The 15780-nt window shown below is 40.9% G+C and carries 17 protein-coding genes, 2 tRNA genes and 1 pseudogene; 9 read left to right on the top strand and 11 right to left on the bottom strand.

The annotated features are described in order from the left end of the window. Window positions 1–74, bottom strand: a tRNA-Asp gene (locus ACN6OV_RS01090). A gap of 29 nt (window positions 75–103) precedes the next feature. Continuing rightward, window positions 104–179, bottom strand: a tRNA-Val gene (locus ACN6OV_RS01095). A gap of 314 nt (window positions 180–493) precedes the next feature. On the opposite strand from ACN6OV_RS01095, the pseudogene ACN6OV_RS01100 reads away from it, so the two are divergent. The 3 genes and pseudogenes from ACN6OV_RS01100 to ACN6OV_RS01110 form a co-directional block, all read left to right on the top strand. Then, window positions 494–1074 (top strand): annotated as a pseudogene (locus ACN6OV_RS01100) (transposase); the annotation flags it as partial. A 66-nt stretch (window positions 1075–1140) separates the two neighbouring features. Then, window positions 1141–2010: a 1-aminocyclopropane-1-carboxylate deaminase/D-cysteine desulfhydrase gene (locus ACN6OV_RS01105; protein ID WP_427948901.1), complete on the top strand. Its 870-nt coding sequence runs from the start codon at window positions 1141–1143 to the stop codon at window positions 2008–2010. 129 nt (window positions 2011–2139) lie between these two features. After that, complete coding sequence (locus ACN6OV_RS01110) at window positions 2140–3339, top strand: NAD(P)/FAD-dependent oxidoreductase (RefSeq protein ID WP_427948903.1); 1200 nt, start codon at window positions 2140–2142, stop codon at window positions 3337–3339. 56 nt (window positions 3340–3395) lie between these two features. Here the strand turns inward: ACN6OV_RS01110 and ACN6OV_RS01115 are convergent, their stop codons facing one another. The 4 genes from ACN6OV_RS01115 to ACN6OV_RS01130 all read right to left on the bottom strand — a co-directional run bounded on the left by ACN6OV_RS01115 (window position 3396) and on the right by ACN6OV_RS01130 (window position 6213). Further along, window positions 3396–3557 (bottom strand): hypothetical protein, encoded by a 162-nt coding sequence (locus ACN6OV_RS01115; RefSeq protein ID WP_427948905.1) that lies wholly within the window; start codon window positions 3555–3557, stop codon window positions 3396–3398. Between the two features lie 128 nt (window positions 3558–3685). Further along, the gene (locus tag ACN6OV_RS01120) at window positions 3686–3865 is read right to left on the bottom strand and encodes a hypothetical protein (protein ID WP_427948907.1); all 180 of its coding nucleotides are present in this window, start codon (window positions 3863–3865) and stop codon (window positions 3686–3688) included. A gap of 66 nt (window positions 3866–3931) precedes the next feature. Beyond that, window positions 3932–5710, bottom strand: a complete 1779-nt coding sequence (locus ACN6OV_RS01125) for a mechanosensitive ion channel (protein WP_427948909.1) — start codon at window positions 5708–5710, stop codon at window positions 3932–3934. Between the two features lie 221 nt (window positions 5711–5931). Next, a complete protein-coding gene (locus ACN6OV_RS01130) occupies window positions 5932–6213 on the bottom strand; it encodes a hypothetical protein (RefSeq protein WP_427948911.1) in 282 nt (93 codons plus the stop codon). A 345-nt stretch (window positions 6214–6558) separates the two neighbouring features. On the opposite strand from ACN6OV_RS01130, the gene ACN6OV_RS01135 reads away from it, so the two are divergent. From ACN6OV_RS01135 to ACN6OV_RS01155, 5 genes are all read left to right on the top strand, one after another. Beyond that, window positions 6559–6981 (top strand): hypothetical protein, encoded by a 423-nt coding sequence (locus ACN6OV_RS01135; RefSeq protein ID WP_427948913.1) that lies wholly within the window; start codon window positions 6559–6561, stop codon window positions 6979–6981. A 281-nt stretch (window positions 6982–7262) separates the two neighbouring features. Then, window positions 7263–8207: a transporter substrate-binding domain-containing protein gene (locus ACN6OV_RS01140; RefSeq protein WP_427948915.1), complete on the top strand. Its 945-nt coding sequence runs from the start codon at window positions 7263–7265 to the stop codon at window positions 8205–8207. A 67-nt stretch (window positions 8208–8274) separates the two neighbouring features. Continuing rightward, window positions 8275–9018, top strand: a complete 744-nt coding sequence (locus ACN6OV_RS01145; protein ID WP_427948917.1) for an amino acid ABC transporter permease — start codon at window positions 8275–8277, stop codon at window positions 9016–9018. After that, a complete protein-coding gene (locus ACN6OV_RS01150) occupies window positions 9018–9701 on the top strand; it encodes an ABC transporter permease subunit (protein WP_427948919.1) in 684 nt (227 codons plus the stop codon). The genes ACN6OV_RS01145 and ACN6OV_RS01150 overlap by 1 nt, the downstream gene beginning before the upstream one ends. A 14-nt stretch (window positions 9702–9715) precedes the next feature. Then, a complete protein-coding gene (locus tag ACN6OV_RS01155) occupies window positions 9716–10441 on the top strand; it encodes an amino acid ABC transporter ATP-binding protein (RefSeq protein WP_427948933.1) in 726 nt (241 codons plus the stop codon). Between the two features lie 96 nt (window positions 10442–10537). On the opposite strand, the gene ACN6OV_RS01160 is transcribed toward ACN6OV_RS01155, so the two are convergent. Continuing rightward, entirely contained in the window at window positions 10538–11299 is a 762-nt protein-coding gene (locus tag ACN6OV_RS01160) for a ferredoxin--NADP reductase (protein WP_427948921.1), read from the bottom strand. Between the two features lie 85 nt (window positions 11300–11384). On the opposite strand from ACN6OV_RS01160, the gene gigC reads away from it, so the two are divergent. Continuing rightward, the gene (gene gigC / locus ACN6OV_RS01165) at window positions 11385–12275 is read left to right on the top strand and encodes a LysR family transcriptional regulator GigC (protein ID WP_427948923.1); all 891 of its coding nucleotides are present in this window, start codon (window positions 11385–11387) and stop codon (window positions 12273–12275) included. Window positions 12276–12306: 31 nt separating this feature from the next. Here the strand turns inward: gigC and ACN6OV_RS01170 are convergent, their stop codons facing one another. The 4 genes from ACN6OV_RS01170 to nuoN all read right to left on the bottom strand — a co-directional run. Then, on the bottom strand, window positions 12307–13071 hold the full coding sequence (locus ACN6OV_RS01170) for a cold shock domain-containing protein (RefSeq protein ID WP_427948925.1): 765 nt from the start codon (window positions 13069–13071) through the stop codon (window positions 12307–12309). Between the two features lie 97 nt (window positions 13072–13168). Then, a complete protein-coding gene (locus tag ACN6OV_RS01175) occupies window positions 13169–13462 on the bottom strand; it encodes a cold shock domain-containing protein (protein WP_427948927.1) in 294 nt (97 codons plus the stop codon). Window positions 13463–13549: 87 nt separating this feature from the next. Then, entirely contained in the window at window positions 13550–14185 is a 636-nt protein-coding gene (gene upp, locus ACN6OV_RS01180) for a uracil phosphoribosyltransferase (protein ID WP_427948929.1), read from the bottom strand. Window positions 14186–14310: 125 nt separating this feature from the next. Then, the coding region (gene nuoN / locus ACN6OV_RS01185; protein WP_427948931.1) for an NADH-quinone oxidoreductase subunit NuoN at window positions 14311–15780 on the bottom strand (1470 nt) is incomplete at its 5' end.

Genomic DNA, 15780 nt, shown 5'->3' on the forward strand with positions numbered 1-15780 from the left:
CGCAGCGGACGGGACTCGAACCCGCGACCCCCGGCGTGACAGGCCGGTATTCTAACCAACTGAACTACCGCTGCACTCTAAATATCTTAACGCTGAAAAGGCTTGGTGGGCGCTGACGGGATCGAACCGCCGACATTCTGCTTGTAAGGCAGACGCTCTACCAACTGAGCTAAGCGCCCTTTTCAAAACATGTTCATCGTTTGATGAGGTGCATTATAGAGATTCCTCACAGTCTGTCAAACGCTTTTCTAACTCTTTTCCACTTTTTCAGCCTGAGTGATTAAAAAATAAGTTATATTGCGGAAAAATCAGTGTTTTTGGATATTTTTTGTCTAAAAACATACAATTTACCCCCCCAATTAATGTACAAGTTTCTGTCAATTTCACGTAAAAATCGACTTTCTACATTTTACGCCCATCTCAACTTTCTAAACTATTGAAATAAAAAGGACATAACACAATTTAGATTTCGACCAAGAAACTACCTCATGTTATGTCCATTGAAGAATTTATCATCTTTGCCTATTTAATCATAGATGAGCTATATCCAATTGTTATCAATAAGCCACTCAGAACTCGTGGCTTTCTACCTGCTCTCACCGATGTTGAAATTATCACAATGCAAATTGTGGGTGAAGTTCTTGGAATGGATACAGATAAAAGTATCTGGAGGTATTTAAAAAATTGCTTAAGCTGGCTTCCAAAATTGAGGTCATATCCTAATTTTTGTAAACATTGTGCAAACTTATGGCAGATTCATCAGAAAATCACAGCTCGCTTAACTGCTTGTTATGGGGCAGGATAATATTCACTTCATTGATGGATTTCCTATTCCAGTCTGTCGTTATCGTCGAGGAAAAATACTATGGTTTTAAGGGGCATATCCTGATTAATTTTGATGGTATGGTTACAGGTTACACTTTTGCTCCAGCGAATGTTGATGAGCATGAGATTGCACCAGAAATCACACCAAATATTCATAGATTATTGGGAGCAGACAAAGGCTATTTAAGACCAAGTTTAAACGAATACTATAAATTTCAATATGTTGATTTACAGACACCATTTCGCAAAACTTATTTTAAGTTGAGATTGGCGTATACTTCGTGATAGACATCCCCATTCCGCATTTGATGCCTCATGTTTGATTCGATTACCCACTCGATCCCTGTACACACGATTTACTACCGTGATGTCGCAATATGTATTAAGCGTTTGGATTTGGTGCATCCTCAAATTTCAGGAAATAAGTTTTTTAAACTGAAATACAATTTTTTAGCGGCGAAAAATCATGGCTTCAATAAAGTCATTACTTTTGGCGGAGCCTATTCAAACCATATTGCCGCGACAGCATTTGCTGCACATCAATTTGGTTTTGAAAGTGTCGGCATTATTCGCGGTGAAGAATTACAGTATCGCGTACTTAATCCAACTTTGGCCACCGCGCAACACTTTGGTATGCAACTCAAATTTATTTCCCGCGAACGCTATCGAGAAAAATCTAGTCCCGTATTTCTACAACAACTTGCTCAAGACTACCCAGACCATTACATCATTCCTGAGGGCGGAACCAATCAATTGGCCATTCAGGGCTGTACAGAAATATTGAGTGATTTTGATCGACAACATTTTGACATCATTTGTTGCGCAGTCGGGACAGGTGGAACGATTACTGGATTGATTGAGTCCAGTGCTGAACATCAGCAACTCTTAGGCTTTTCTGCGCTCAAAGGTGACTTTCTACATCACGATGTCGCATCCCTAACATCAAAGCGAAATTGGAAAATTACCGATGCCTATTGTTGTGGTGGTTATGCAAAAACCACAACTGAATTACTCAGCTTTATTCAACACTTTGAGCATCGATATGACATCCCACTCGAGCACATTTATACGGGCAAAATGCTCTATGGCATTTTTAATCTGATTGAACAGGGTCTAATCCAACCACAACAACGGCTTCTGATCATTCATAGTGGCGGGTTACAAGGTAAGTTAAAAGCAGATTAAAGACATAGCCTCTCACTGACTCATCAAAGTAAGCAATAGAACAAGAAAAGCTTAATCGTCGTTAAGGTTCAACCAGAGCCACGAAAAAGAGTATAATCCTGCGTCTTTTCTTCCGCGCAGGAATATACCATGTCTTTCAATCAATACGATGTCCTTGTCTTAGGTGCTGGTGCATCGGGTTTAATGACAGCATATAAGGCAGCGCAGCGCGGTCGTAAAGTATTGGTTGTCGAGAAAGCCAATAAAGTGGGTAAAAAAATTCTGATGTCTGGCGGCGGTAAATGTAACTTTACCAACCTGTATGTCGAGCCTGAAAATTATATTTCACATAACCCTCATTTTGTCATTTCTGCCCTATCGCGCTATAGCAATTGGGACTTCATTGGCATGGTCTGTGAATATGGCATTGAGTACGAAGAGCGTAAACATGGACAGTTATTTACCCTCAACGGCGCCAAAGAAATTTTAGCCATGCTGTTGGCAGAATGTGAAAAAACAGGATTGGTTGATATTAAAACCAGTTGTGAAGTAAAAGCTGTAAATACAGTTGAAGGTCAAGATTTTCAGGTCGCAACCTCTTTAGGTTATTTTGAAGCTGAATCTGTAGTGATTGCATCGGGTGGCTTGTCGATTCCTACTTTAGGAGGCTCTGCAATTGGCTATGACATTGCAAAACAATTTGGTCACCATATATATCCAACGCGTGCAGGCTTAGTGCCTTTTACTTTTTCAGATGGCTTTAAAGAAGTGACCACTCGCCTTAGCGGCAATGCGGTAGAAGCAACCTTATCCAACGAATTAAACAGTTTTACTGAAGCTCTACTGTTTACCCACCGCGGTTTAAGTGGGCCAAGTTCACTGCAATTGTCAAACTATTGGGATGTGGGCCAAAGCTTTAAAATCGATTTCCTTCCAAGCGTAGATTTAGCCGCATTTTTTAAGTCAAAAAAACAAAGCCAACCCAAAGTATTACTGCGTACCCTACTCACAGAGCATTTACCGAAAAGCGTGGTTGCAGAACTGCAAAGTTTGATTTGGGCAGACAGTGCTGAGACGGCTATTGGGAACATCAGTGATGAAAAACTGGAAAAAATTGCGCAGCGTCTTTCAGGCTTTGAAGTTAAACCTTCAGGTACAGAAGGCTACCGCACAGCCGAGGTGACTTTAGGCGGTGTAGATACGACCGAGGTTTCCTCTAAAACCATGGAGAGTAAAAAGAAAAAAGGCTTATTCTTTATTGGGGAAATTCTAGATGTAACCGGACATTTGGGCGGTTTTAACTTCCAATGGGCTTGGGCGTCTGCACACGCGGCCTCTGAATACGTTTAATGTCATCAATAAAAAAGGGCTGAATGATTCAGCCCTTTTTTATTTCGTTAGTAACATTATTCTAAATAATCTGTTTTGAATAATGTAACATCAGCAGCAGAAAGACGCTCAATGGTCAAATCCATTTTTTCTACAGCTTCTGTAATATGTGATGCATGTGTGTCTACATCATGTTTAAATGTCGAAATTAAATTATTTAACATAGAAATTACCCCCATTATTATCATTCCTTTGCACAAAGCATAATTACTGTAGATGACAGTAATATGAATCCTAAGCTTTTATATTTTAAGTAATATTCCATATATTACTTTTGCAAAGATATCAAAAAACGGGTGGATTTCAATCATTTTTTTAGACTGGCCGGTATATTTTCTTCACCAAATTCAGCATTTTGGTCTAACTGTACGCTATCCATAGCTTTTGGCTTGGCAAAAATAAAGCGTCGCGCACTAGCTAAAAAGCCCACAGTAATTCCAGCAATCATGATCGGTACTAAAAATTTATTGGGTGCTTTCGCCATCATAAATCTCCTTTTTTCTAAACAGAATCGACCACTCTAAAGTGATCGATTTATTCAAAAATAAACAGGTTATTTCGGGTCATCTGGCTTTGGATCTATAGGCGGTGTTGATGCAGCATCTACATCTTTTTCAGCCTCGCCTGTTGAGCCAAATGGGTTATTTTGTGGTTTTTGTACAGGATCAACATCGAGTTGATCGGGTGTTGCGGTTTCTTTTTCACTGATACCCGGTGCAGCATGATGAATGTTTGGATAACCATCATTGGTTTTAACTTCAGTCATCGCAGTTTCATGCCCAGAAGTTGTACTGCTTGTTGATGTTGTTGAAGGATTAAAGGTAGTTTTTGCCTTCGCCTGTTCCTGTACAGGATTAGGCTCATTGGCTTCACGTTTGGCTTTATCAATTAAGTCAGACAATAAGCGCTCTGCAGGGTTGCGACCACCAAGACCAAATGCCAATGCAAAAGCGACTGCAACAGCACCTAGAGTGAGTCCGAATGCCAGATTGACGATAGAGTCTGCAATGCCCATAGCACGTAAACCCATAGCCACAACCAGTCCCATAATCAGTACACGGACTAAATTCCCTAACCAACGTGAGCTGTTGTATTCTCCTCGCTGAACAATGTTGGCCACAATATTGGCAAGCCAGAAACCCACCACCAAAATGACCGCACCAAGTAGAATACTGGCACCAAACTGAATAAACATGGCAATCAAGCCACTGATTTGTTCAAAGCCTAAACGGTTGGCGGCTTCAGACACTGCGAACAGCATGGTGAAGAATATAATCAGATAACCAACCACATCCGACACTTTGGTCTTACCCAAGAAGCGTTGAATATCTAATTTTTCAGGTACGCAATCAACACCAGTTCCCGCAATCACATCGACCACCAAGCGCGCAACAAAGCGAGATATTACATAGGCCAAGATTAGGATTAGACCTGCGGCAATAATATTCGGGATGGCGTACATAATTTCATGCAACATCGCTGTTGCCGGTTGTGAAATCGCATCGATACCCAATGCTTCAAATGCCACAATCAGTGCCGTAATAATCACGATGGCGAAGACAAAATTCCCCAAAACCTGTGCAAGGTTTGAGTTTTTAAACATGCCAACTTTTTCAACTTGTTGTTGTAAGCTCAGGCTACGCACCAAGCCCTCGATAATGCCACGGACAATTTTCGCCAAAATATAGCCAACAAAGACAATCACCCCTGCAATGAAAATATTTGGCAGGTAAGACACAACTTCAGTCACCATATTTTGAATCGGGAACAGCAAACCATTTAAACCGAGGATCGATAAAACGATAGGAAGGAATAACAGCAGAATTAACCAGTAGATAATTTCACTGATATTTTGACTGATTGGACTGACTCCAACCTCAGCACTAAGCTTTTCATCCAGTTGGGTTTTATCCAAGAGTTTTTGGGAACCGACTTTGACCAAACTAGCTACAATCCATCCAATAAAACCCACCGCGACAGCAGCCAGCAGTTGAGGAATAAAGAGCAGGAATTGCTGAATCATATTGCTAAATGGGCCACTGACACTGGTCAGATTCAGCACATTCAGTGCACCAATCACCGCAATAATCAAAATAATCCAGAATATGACTCTAGATAAAATATTTTCAATATTGGAACGGTGACCTGTTGCATTGGAGAGTTTTTGATTGGTGCCAAGTTTTTGTAAAACTTTTTTTACACCTGCAGCGATCAGTAACGCAATAATCCAACCAATTAAAAGGATCGCGACCGCACTTAAAATAGGATGAAACTGTTCCCAATAATACATGGCATCAAAACGGCCATGTGAACCACCAATATAATCATTCATTCGTTCGCCCTCATTGTTATTACGTCATCTGTTGTTATTGGCGATTTGATCGTTCCGTTAATCGCCGCATCTGCTTCACTAAAACTAGGCTTGCCTTTCCACCTTAGATTTTGCTTATTTTTTATTCAACAGAAGTATGCATAACTCCAACAAAAGCTCACAATTGAATCTAAAAAGCCTTGGTATTTACCAAGGCTTTGATATGTCACTACGGAACTCTATTAGTAACCATCTGTCACGGTCGCAGTACTTGAATCATTGGCAACCGCCTCATCTCCAGCCATACCTGTGGTGGTGTTATTTGGTGTTGCAGGTTGTGCACTTGATGCCGGATGGTTAGGTGGCGCATCCGATGCAGTTGGCTTCATATCTGCAAACATATACAGTAATAGCGCGATAAAAAAGATACCCACTAAAATCAGAATATAAACAGGAATACGTTTTTTTTGCGTAGTTTCTTCTGACGATGCAGTATGGGGCGGCTTATTAAAATCGTGTGTCATAATCCCCTCACTATATTTGTTGTTCGTTGTCGAATTTTTATACTACCAATACCCAATTGTCTGTTGTGTGAAGAACAATTACAGTAAGTGAAGAGTTGTAACTTAAAATTGAGCCCCATTCAGTCAAGAATATCTCGATTAAAAAGAAAATCATGACATTAAAAAGCATGATCTATCCAGATTAAGTGGGTGATCAAACCACTATATCTATGAGAAAACCCAAGTGTTGACAATGACACTATGAAGAAGCAAAACGGCTCTGATTTTATCTACCGTGAACCCTCTAACTTTGTTGCTGCAAATGGGCTATAATCATGCACCTTATTTTCTTCTGTTATCAAATCTATGGCGTACCATCAGCAAGGTGTAACGCTTGATCTTGACACTGACGTCACTCATCAATGTACCCTTCATTACACTCGCGACCAGCATCTCATTGGCATTATTGAATTTAATAAGCCGAGTTATGTTTTAAAATGGGGCGATTTGGAATATTTCCGTCGACGTACGGAAGAGTTTTCAGTGATGCCCTTCCCTGAATGCATTAATGCGATGGTGATTGACATTCGCAATATAGCTGCATTTTTAGACAATGAAGTGCCGATTATTCCTTGGCGCTTACTGGAAGAAGAATGCCCAATTCGTTTGGTCGTACCGCAAGATCGTTTAGAACACTATGCGGGTTTCTTTGAACCGACTTGGCTAACTGCCGATGTTGACACCGCCATCCAAGAAATTCGTGAATTTATGGATATGTTCGTGCATTAACTGATCCTCTCAATTGCAAAAAATCCTCCGCATCTGGAGGATTTTTTATGTCTAGAAGTTTTTATAGCATGAATTTTGCAACAGCAAATCTTTATAGAAGCAGTAACAATTCCGTAATAAATTTAGCTTGAATATTGTTCAATACATCCCCTAAGATCAAGAAAATAATCTGATTTTTAATCGTCCTTTATTATTAAAGCATTTCAATATCGAGGCGAGAAAACTCTAAATATATCCAAACACAACATTGACGATTTAATAAAGTTACAAGGAGTTGCATTATGACATCGAAGAAACATCTTAGCACTTTAGTGTGTGCCAGCCTGTTTACCCTAGGTTTAGCGGCATGTAGTGATAAGTCCCCTGAATCAAATTCCGCAGCAGCAGACGGTTCTGCAACCAGCAACTCTGCAACGCTTGATAAAATCAAACAATCCGGCACCATCGTTTTAGGTTATCGTGATTCTTCTATCCCCTTTTCATATATTGCTGACAATCCAAATCAACCCGTGGGTTATGCGCATGATTTGCAACTTAAAGTTGTTGATGCAGTCAAACAGAAATTAAACCTGCCTGATTTAAAAATTCGCTATAACTTGGTAACCAGCCAGAACCGTATTCCTTTGGTGTCGAATGGCACAGTGGATTTAGAGTGCGGATCAACCACCAACAATAAAGAACGCCAACAACAAGTAGATTTTTCTACCGGTTTCTTTGAAGTCGGTTCACGCTTACTCACCGCCAAAGACTCTGGCATTAAAGACTTTGCCGATTTAAAAGGTAAAAAGTTAGTGACAACTGCGGGGACAACCTCAGAGCGTTATATCCGTCAACATGAAAAAGAACTGGGTATTGGTGAAATCATTTCAGCCAAAGACCATGCTGAATCCTTCCTGATGCTACAAAATGGCCGTGCTGCTGCCTTTATGATGGATGACATCTTATTGGCCGGTGAAAAATCGAAAGCCAAAGATCCAAACAATTGGGTCATTGTCGGTACTGCACCAATTCACGAAATTTATGGCTGTATGCTACGTAAAGGCGATACTGGCTTTAAACAAGTCGTTGATGATGCCATCAAAGCCACTTACAGCTCTGGCGAAATCAATGAAATGTATAAGAAATGGTTCCTCTCTCCAATTCCACCTAAAAATATTAATCTTAACTTCGCAATGACCGATCAATTAAAAGCCTTAATCAGCAATCCACATGATCGTGATCAATAAGCAGCAACCTTCTGAATACATTTGATTTGAGCCTAATTCTATTGCTTTAGGCTCCTTTGGAGGTGCTATGAATTATAGCTGGAATTGGGGTGTGCTCTTGCAGTCCACAGGTGTTGGCGACAGCACCTATTTGGACTGGATTTTAACGGGTATAGGCTGGCTCTTTGTCATTGCGATTGTGGCTTGGTCAATCGCAATGGTTTTAGGCAGCATCTTAGGTATTATGCGAACCTTACCAAGCCCAGTTGCACGTGCAATCGGCACAACCTATGTGACAATTTTCCGTAATGTGCCGTTATTGATTCAATTATTCATCTGGTTCTATGTCGTCCCAAATTTCTTGCCTTCAGGCATTAAAAGCTGGTGGATTAATGATTTAGGAGCAAATACCACTGCACTCATTTCCGCCAGTATCGGCCTTGGTTTATTTACCGCCGCACGCGTATGTGAACAAGTGCGTACTGGTATTGAAGCGATTCCACCCGGTCAAATTAACGCAGGTTATGCCATGGGCTTTAGTACAGCTCAGCTCTACCGTTATGTTATTTTGCCACAATCCTTTCGGATGATTTTGCCGCCACTCAGTTCAGAGCTGACCAACTGCGTCAAAAATACGTCTGTTGCCTCACTCGTTGGCGTTGCTGAAATCATCTCACAGATGAAAACCATCAGTGAGTACACCCAAAACACCATTGAGATTTACACCTACGTCACGATCATTTTTATCATCATTAATATTTGCTTGATCGCCGGTATGACCTTTCTGGAAAAACGCTTCCGTGTTCCTGGATTAATTGCGGAGGCTAAATAATGGATTGGCTCACGACATTTATTCAAGATTTACAATTGTCTGCACCTGCACTTTGGCATGGTTTCAGCATTACCTTAAAAGTGGTAATTGCAGCCACATTGGGTGGTATTGTCATCGGGACCCTATTGGCATTGATGCGGCTATCCTCCATTCGCGTACTGAATGCAGTGGCTAAATCCTATGTGAATTTATTCCGCTCGATTCCACTGCTCTTGGTACTGATGTGGTTCTATTTTGCCGTCCCTTTTATCTACACAGGGGTAACAGGAAAATACCTCACCATTGATACGGCACTGGTCTCTAGTATTGTGGCATTCATGCTATTTGAAGCGGCGTATTTTTCGGAAATTGTGCGTGCCGGTATCCAGTCTATTCCGAAAGGACAAACGGATGCAGCCTATGCGCTTGGCATGAGCTATAGCCAATCGATGCGACTGATTGTGTTACCACAAGCCTTTCGTAAAATGACGCCTCTACTCCTGCAACAGAGCATCATTTTATTCCAAGATTCCACCATGGTTTATGCCATAGGCTTACTCGACTTTTTCCGTACCAATTACGTTCGTGGCGACCTAATGTCCTTACTGACCCAATATATTTTGTTTGCAGGCTTGGTATATTTCACCATTAGCCTTATCGCAACCTATGCAGTTAAAAAATTACAACGGAGGTTAAGTGTATGACCGATACAAAAATAATGATCGACCTCCAACATGTCAGCAAATGGTATAAAGATTTTCAGGTGCTGACAGATTGCAGCACACAAATTCGTCAAGGTGAAGTGGTTGTCGTCTGTGGCCCTTCGGGTTCAGGAAAATCTACCTTAATCAAAACTGTGAATGGTTTAGAATCTTTTCAGCAAGGCTCAATTACCGTCGATGGTATTGCAATTCAAGATCCTAAAACTGATTTGACCAAACTGCGTAGCCGTGTTGGTATGGTCTTTCAGCATTTTGAATTATTTCCACATCTCAGTATTACTGAAAATTTGACCATTGCGCAGATCAAAGTCTTGAAACGTTCTGAGGCCGAAGCCAAACAGAAAGGTTTAGCCTATTTAGAGCGCGTAGGTCTGAGTGCGCAAGCCAATAAATACCCGGCGCAACTCTCTGGCGGTCAACAGCAACGCGTTGCGATTGCCCGTGCCCTTAGTATGGACCCGATTGCCATGCTATTTGATGAACCCACTTCTGCGCTTGACCCTGAAATGATTAATGAAGTGTTAGATGTGATGGTCGGTTTAGCAAAGGAAGGTATGACCATGATGTGCGTGACTCATGAAATGGGCTTTGCTCGTCAGGTTGCAGATCGGGTAATCTTTATGGATCAAGGTAAAATTGTGGAAGACTGTAGCAAAGATGAATTCTTTAACACTCCACGCGGTGAACGTGCGCAGCACTTCCTCAATAAAATTCTGAATTAGGCCAATATCGTCTTTTCAATTACCACAAAAAAGCTCATCTAAAGATGAGCTTTTTAATTTCTGATGATTTACTACTAATAACGTATTAATAATAAGTTACCAATAATTTTCTACCGCAATATTTCCTTCACCACGGCGGTTCATGGTCAGTCCACGAGCTTTTAGTGCTGCTTTGGTATCATCCACCATTTGTGGATTACCACAGAGCATCACATGCGTGGTATCGACATTAAACGCAAATTCAGCGGCTTTTTCCAATTCACCATTTTCAATCAAGATCGGTAAACGGTCATGCAGAGGCGCCTTCGGATCACGGGTAATAATTGGAATAAATTTAAAACCACTATGCCCCTCACCAAAACTTTCCGCAATTTCCTGTATACGGTCGACATAAGCCAGTTCAGCTTCAGTGCGTACACTATAGACTAAATTGATTTTTTCGTATTTTGACCAAGTTTCAAAATCTTGTAGCATCGACAAAAATGGAGCAAGACCTGTTCCCGTTCCGAGTAACCATAAATCTTTTGGTAAAGGCAACTGATAACGTGCCAAGGTTAAAAAGCCGTAAGGAATTTTTTCTAAATAGAGTTCATCGCCGACTTGCAGGTGCTGCAAGTTCGAGGTAAATGCTCCATCAGGCACCACGATCGAGAAAAACTCTAAGGTCTCATCAAAGGGAGAAGACACCACCGAATAGGCGCGCACCACCAACTCATCCCCCACTTTTAGTCCAATTCGCGCAAACTGACCTGCGGCGAATTTAAAATGAGCGGGCCGTGTCATGGTAAAACTAAACAAAGTATTGGTCCAACGGTGTACAGATAAAACCGTTTCTAAGCTAAATTTCTCAATTGACATGATTTGAACGTGGCATGAAAGACTGTGCTCATGTTAGCATGACCGCCTAATTTATTAATATTTTTTAAATGTTAAGGCCTGATTCATGCGCATGACTTTACGCCAGTTGGCTGTTTTTGTAGCAGTCGCTCAAGAAGGTACCGTTACCAAAGCCAGCGATGCTGTCAAACTTACACAAAGTGCTGCGAGTATGGCATTGGCAGACCTTGAAGATGGTCTCGGTGCACCGTTATTTGACCGACTTGGTAAACGTTTGCAATTGAATGACTTAGGTCGTTTCCTATTGCCTCAAGCTTTGGAAATTTTAGGCCGCTGTGATGCCTTTGAACAAGCGGCTAAAGGTGAATTGCAAAGTATTGATCTACGTTTAGGCGCAACCCTAACCATTAGTGACTACTTAATCCCTGACCTGATGGCGGATTTCCTAAAAATTCAGCCACAAGCTCATTTACAACTGCAAGTGGGTAATACCCGCCAAATGATTGAAGCGGTCAATCAATTTCAGTTGGATTTAGCCTTGATTGAAGGTTCATGTCACTTACCACAACTACAATGTATTCATTGGCGTGACGATGAACTCGCAGTGTGCTGCTCACCTGAGCATCCACTGGCAAAACTAGATCGTGCATTAAGCGCTGATGATTTTAAAAATGTGGAATGGATTTTACGTGAAGAAGGTTCAGGTACACGTGAAGTCTTTGACAATGCAATTTTAAAAGATCTGCCTGATGCCACTATTCGTTTAACCTTAGGTCACAACGAAGCCATTTTAAAAATTGTCGCAGGCGGTTTAGGGATGTCCTGTATTTCTAAACTGGCCATCGAACCTTTACGTGAAAAAGGTCAATTGGTGATTTTAAATACTCCATTTTGGCAGTTGGCACGCCCTTTGTTCATGTTGGTACACCGTCAAAAGTACCAAGGTCCGGGGCTAAAAGCCTTTATGCAGTTTTGTGAAAAGTCCGTAACAAAGTAAAAAAAGCGCCTTATGGCGCTTTTTTTAATTCCTAACGACGACCAAATTGCTTCTCACAAGGTTCACCATCATTATTGCCATCCATTTTTGTATTAGGGCAATGGCTATTAAAAAATACAGCTTCTTCATAAGAACGCATCTGACTGCAATGTGTTCGTCCATCGCATGCAAATTGAATTTTCTCTACCCTAGTTGAGGCTTGATTCGAATAGTTCTCTGTCGCCTGACTTATCTCAACCTTCGAATCTGTAGTGTCAGTTGAAGCTGTTCCATACAAGTTTCTTTTCCCTTGCTCAGAAAGCCCACGGTTTGTTACATCACCTAGCGCCTTGCGTTGTTCTTGTACAATTTTTTCATTTTGTAGCATTAACTCTTGTAAGTGCTGCTGCTTTTTTTCCTGATATTGTTGATATTTTCCATAAACCACGACAGTCAAGATAACAATCACTATTAACCCAATGATGGTTAAAATCATACTTTTTCGATTTGACTTATTAGCTTCATAACGCGGCGATGATTGTACAGGTGAGAAATTACGTTCAAATTCATCATCAGTCTGATTTACAGAGTTTGAAATCGGTACATCCTGTTTTAAATCCAAACGGACAATATTCACTGCTTTAAACTTTCCTTGATCTTCAGCAATGATATATTTCACATTTTCCCCTATCTTTGGTTCAACATGCCGGCTAGGTAAATCTGTAATATGAAAAAATAGATCTTTTGATTGGTCTTGTTGTATAAACCCAAAGCCACGATCTGTATTGTAGCTTTTGATTTTCCCCTCTTGAAACATAAAAAGTATCTCTACATTCTTCTAATAAAGTTATTGTAATAAAAAGAGAGGTCATATTGACCTCTCTTTTTAGATTTCAACTATTTTGTAGACTAAATTACTTACGCAAATTTGAAAGCAATGCAGACGTGATCGACTGGTTATTTGCGACCACCTTCGATTTTTTTGCTTTGGTCGATTTGTCTTCTTCACGTTCAATATTAATGGCTTTATAACGATCACCATTTTGAATCACGTTAAATTTTACGCGATCATTACGTTTTGGTTCGACACCATCTGCTGGAAAATCAGAGATATGGAAAAATACATCACCTTCTTCACATGAAAGAAAGCCAAAGCCCTTTTCAGGGTTGTATTGTTTAACTTTACCTTTATATTGTTCGGACTTCATCAAGTAGCCTATTCCATTTATTCCAATGTCTTTAGTATATAAAAAAGAGGCTATGAAAGCCTCTTTTTCTGTTTCAACTCAAATCAATTAATCTTTTTGAACTGAACCAAAAATTTTGTCGCCTGCATCACCTAGACCTGGAACGATATAACCATTTGGATTCAGGCCTTGGTCCACAGATGCTGTGTAAATTGTTACATCTGGGTGCGCATCATTTACACGTTTAATGCCTTCAGGCGCCGCAACCAACACCATCACACGAATATCTTTACAACCACTTGCTTTTAATACGTCAATTGCAGCAACCAAAGATGAACCTGTTGCCAGCATAGGATCAATAATCATCGCAAGACGGTTTTGTACGTCTGGCACTAATTTTTTATAGTAGGTACGCGCTTCCAACGTTTCTTCATCACGCTCAAGACCCAATACCGATACTTTGGCACTTGGAATCAAGTTTAAGAAACCATCTAACATACCAATACCGGCACGTAGAATAGGTACAACCGTGATCTTTTTCCCAGCAATGCGGTCTACAGTTACTTTACCATTCCAACCGTCAATTTCGTGATCAACCATAGGTAAATCTTTCGTAGCTTCATAAGTCAGAAGCATGGTTACTTCTTGAGCAAGCTCACGGAAGTTTTTGGTACTAATGTCAGCGCGACGAAGTAAGCCAAGTTTATGTCGGATTAACGGATGACGGATTTCATGAATAGCCAAGGAGAACACCTAAAAGGTTAAAATAAAATATCGACCATTATAAGACTATTTAGCACAGCATAAAAATAAAAAAGCCCTCATTACTGAAGGCTTTTTTGTAAGAGTTCAATTAATTGCTTAATTTATTAATTAAAACCGCTTTGGATCAAACTCATGATGAACTGTTGTAGCTCAGGTGAAATGGCAAAGTAAGCAACTTGAGATACTGCAATAATTGGATCTGGGTATATACCAAACACAATAACTAATGCAGCTGCGCCCAGTACCATGATACCACCCACTTTTTGACCCCAGTGATCAACAGCGTCGATACGTGGGTTGTCTGGTGGAGTCATGTACATCACAATCATGACACGGAGGTAGTAGTACAAGCCAATACCCGAACCAAGAATAATCATCGCAGTTAAGAACCAAGAACCACCAGCAACCGCTGTTTTGATCACAAGGAACTTACCGATAAAGCCTGCAGTTAATGGCACACCCGCAAGAGATAACATCATGACAGTTAAAGTCGCAGTCAATACTGGACGACGCCAGAACAAACCACGGTACTCAGCCAAGCTGCCTGCTTCATCTTTGTTGTTGTACGGGCTAGACATTAATGTTACAGCACCAAACGCACCAATCGTTGTCAATACATAAGTAATCACATAAACGTTGACGCTGCTAAATGTCGCAAAGCCTTGTACTTGAACAAAGTCTGTATTACGTGCGCTGATTACTGCAACCAGTACATAACCGAAGTGAGCAATTGAAGAGTACGCAAGAATACGTTTCAAGTTCACTTGACGCACTGCAAGTAAGTTACCCGCAAGGATAGACAATACTGCGATGACAGTTACAAGCGTAATGAAGCTATCCGCAAGAATTAGGCCAGAAGCCAAGAAGTAACGAAGGAATAGACCCACCGTTGCAACTTTGGCAACAGTTGCAAGGAACGTTGCGATTGGCGCTGGTGCACCTGCATACACGTCTGGTGTCCATTTATGGAATGGCGCAAGAGACAGTTTAAATGCAACTGCAAAGATAATCAGTGCAAGACCGAGAACAACACCCGGTTGACTGAAAGTCGTGAACATTTTGCCCGGTTCTGCAACAAATGACAGTGTGCCTGTGTATGCATATACATATGCCATACCCATAAGCAACATTGCTGATGCAGTCGCAGAAAGAACAAGATATTTCACGCCAGCTTCAAGTGACTGAGAACGTTGATGTGAATACGCCACTAGGCCGTATACAGGAATCGACATCAACTCAAGGCTGATGAAGAAAGATGCATAGTGTGAACTTGCAACCATCAACATCGCACCCGCAACTGAACACAGCATCAGGATGTAAAGTTCTTCGCGGTTATCTTTATACGTTTCGATATACGCGTGAGATAAAGTACAGCAAGCAAGTGCTGCAACTAAAATCACAAACTGATACAACATCGTAAATGGATCTACGATGAAGAGGTTCATCACGTTTGCAGGGGCATACTGCCCTGCAACGAATACAAAAATGATATAGAACGCTGCAAGGTTCAGACCGATAACGGAAGTCGTTGCAACTAAATTGTGGTTACGCTTGATTGCAATTAGCAACATCAC

Source organism: Acinetobacter sp. (assembly GCF_050285345.1).
Lineage (GTDB): Bacteria > Pseudomonadota > Gammaproteobacteria > Pseudomonadales > Moraxellaceae > Acinetobacter.

Coding starts and splice junctions, on each gene's coding strand:
- ACN6OV_RS01170 (WP_427948925.1), bottom strand. CDS start 13,071: ATGTTTCAAGAGGGGAAAATCAAAAGCTACAATACAGATCGTGGCTTT.
- ACN6OV_RS01150 (WP_427948919.1), top strand. CDS start 9,018: ATGGATTGGCTCACGACATTTATTCAAGATTTACAATTGTCTGCACCT.
- gigC (WP_427948923.1), top strand. CDS start 11,385: ATGCGCATGACTTTACGCCAGTTGGCTGTTTTTGTAGCAGTCGCTCAA.
- ACN6OV_RS01105 (WP_427948901.1), top strand. CDS start 1,141: ATGTTTGATTCGATTACCCACTCGATCCCTGTACACACGATTTACTAC.
- ACN6OV_RS01125 (WP_427948909.1), bottom strand. CDS start 5,710: ATGAATGATTATATTGGTGGTTCACATGGCCGTTTTGATGCCATGTAT.
- ACN6OV_RS01175 (WP_427948927.1), bottom strand. CDS start 13,462: ATGAAGTCCGAACAATATAAAGGTAAAGTTAAACAATACAACCCTGAA.
- ACN6OV_RS01160 (WP_427948921.1), bottom strand. CDS start 11,299: ATGTCAATTGAGAAATTTAGCTTAGAAACGGTTTTATCTGTACACCGT.
- ACN6OV_RS01110 (WP_427948903.1), top strand. CDS start 2,140: ATGTCTTTCAATCAATACGATGTCCTTGTCTTAGGTGCTGGTGCATCG.
- ACN6OV_RS01130 (WP_427948911.1), bottom strand. CDS start 6,213: ATGACACACGATTTTAATAAGCCGCCCCATACTGCATCGTCAGAAGAA.
- ACN6OV_RS01140 (WP_427948915.1), top strand. CDS start 7,263: ATGACATCGAAGAAACATCTTAGCACTTTAGTGTGTGCCAGCCTGTTT.
- ACN6OV_RS01120 (WP_427948907.1), bottom strand. CDS start 3,865: ATGATGGCGAAAGCACCCAATAAATTTTTAGTACCGATCATGATTGCT.
- ACN6OV_RS01115 (WP_427948905.1), bottom strand. CDS start 3,557: ATGGGGGTAATTTCTATGTTAAATAATTTAATTTCGACATTTAAACAT.
- ACN6OV_RS01155 (WP_427948933.1), top strand. CDS start 9,716: ATGATCGACCTCCAACATGTCAGCAAATGGTATAAAGATTTTCAGGTG.
- ACN6OV_RS01135 (WP_427948913.1), top strand. CDS start 6,559: ATGGCGTACCATCAGCAAGGTGTAACGCTTGATCTTGACACTGACGTC.
- ACN6OV_RS01145 (WP_427948917.1), top strand. CDS start 8,275: ATGAATTATAGCTGGAATTGGGGTGTGCTCTTGCAGTCCACAGGTGTT.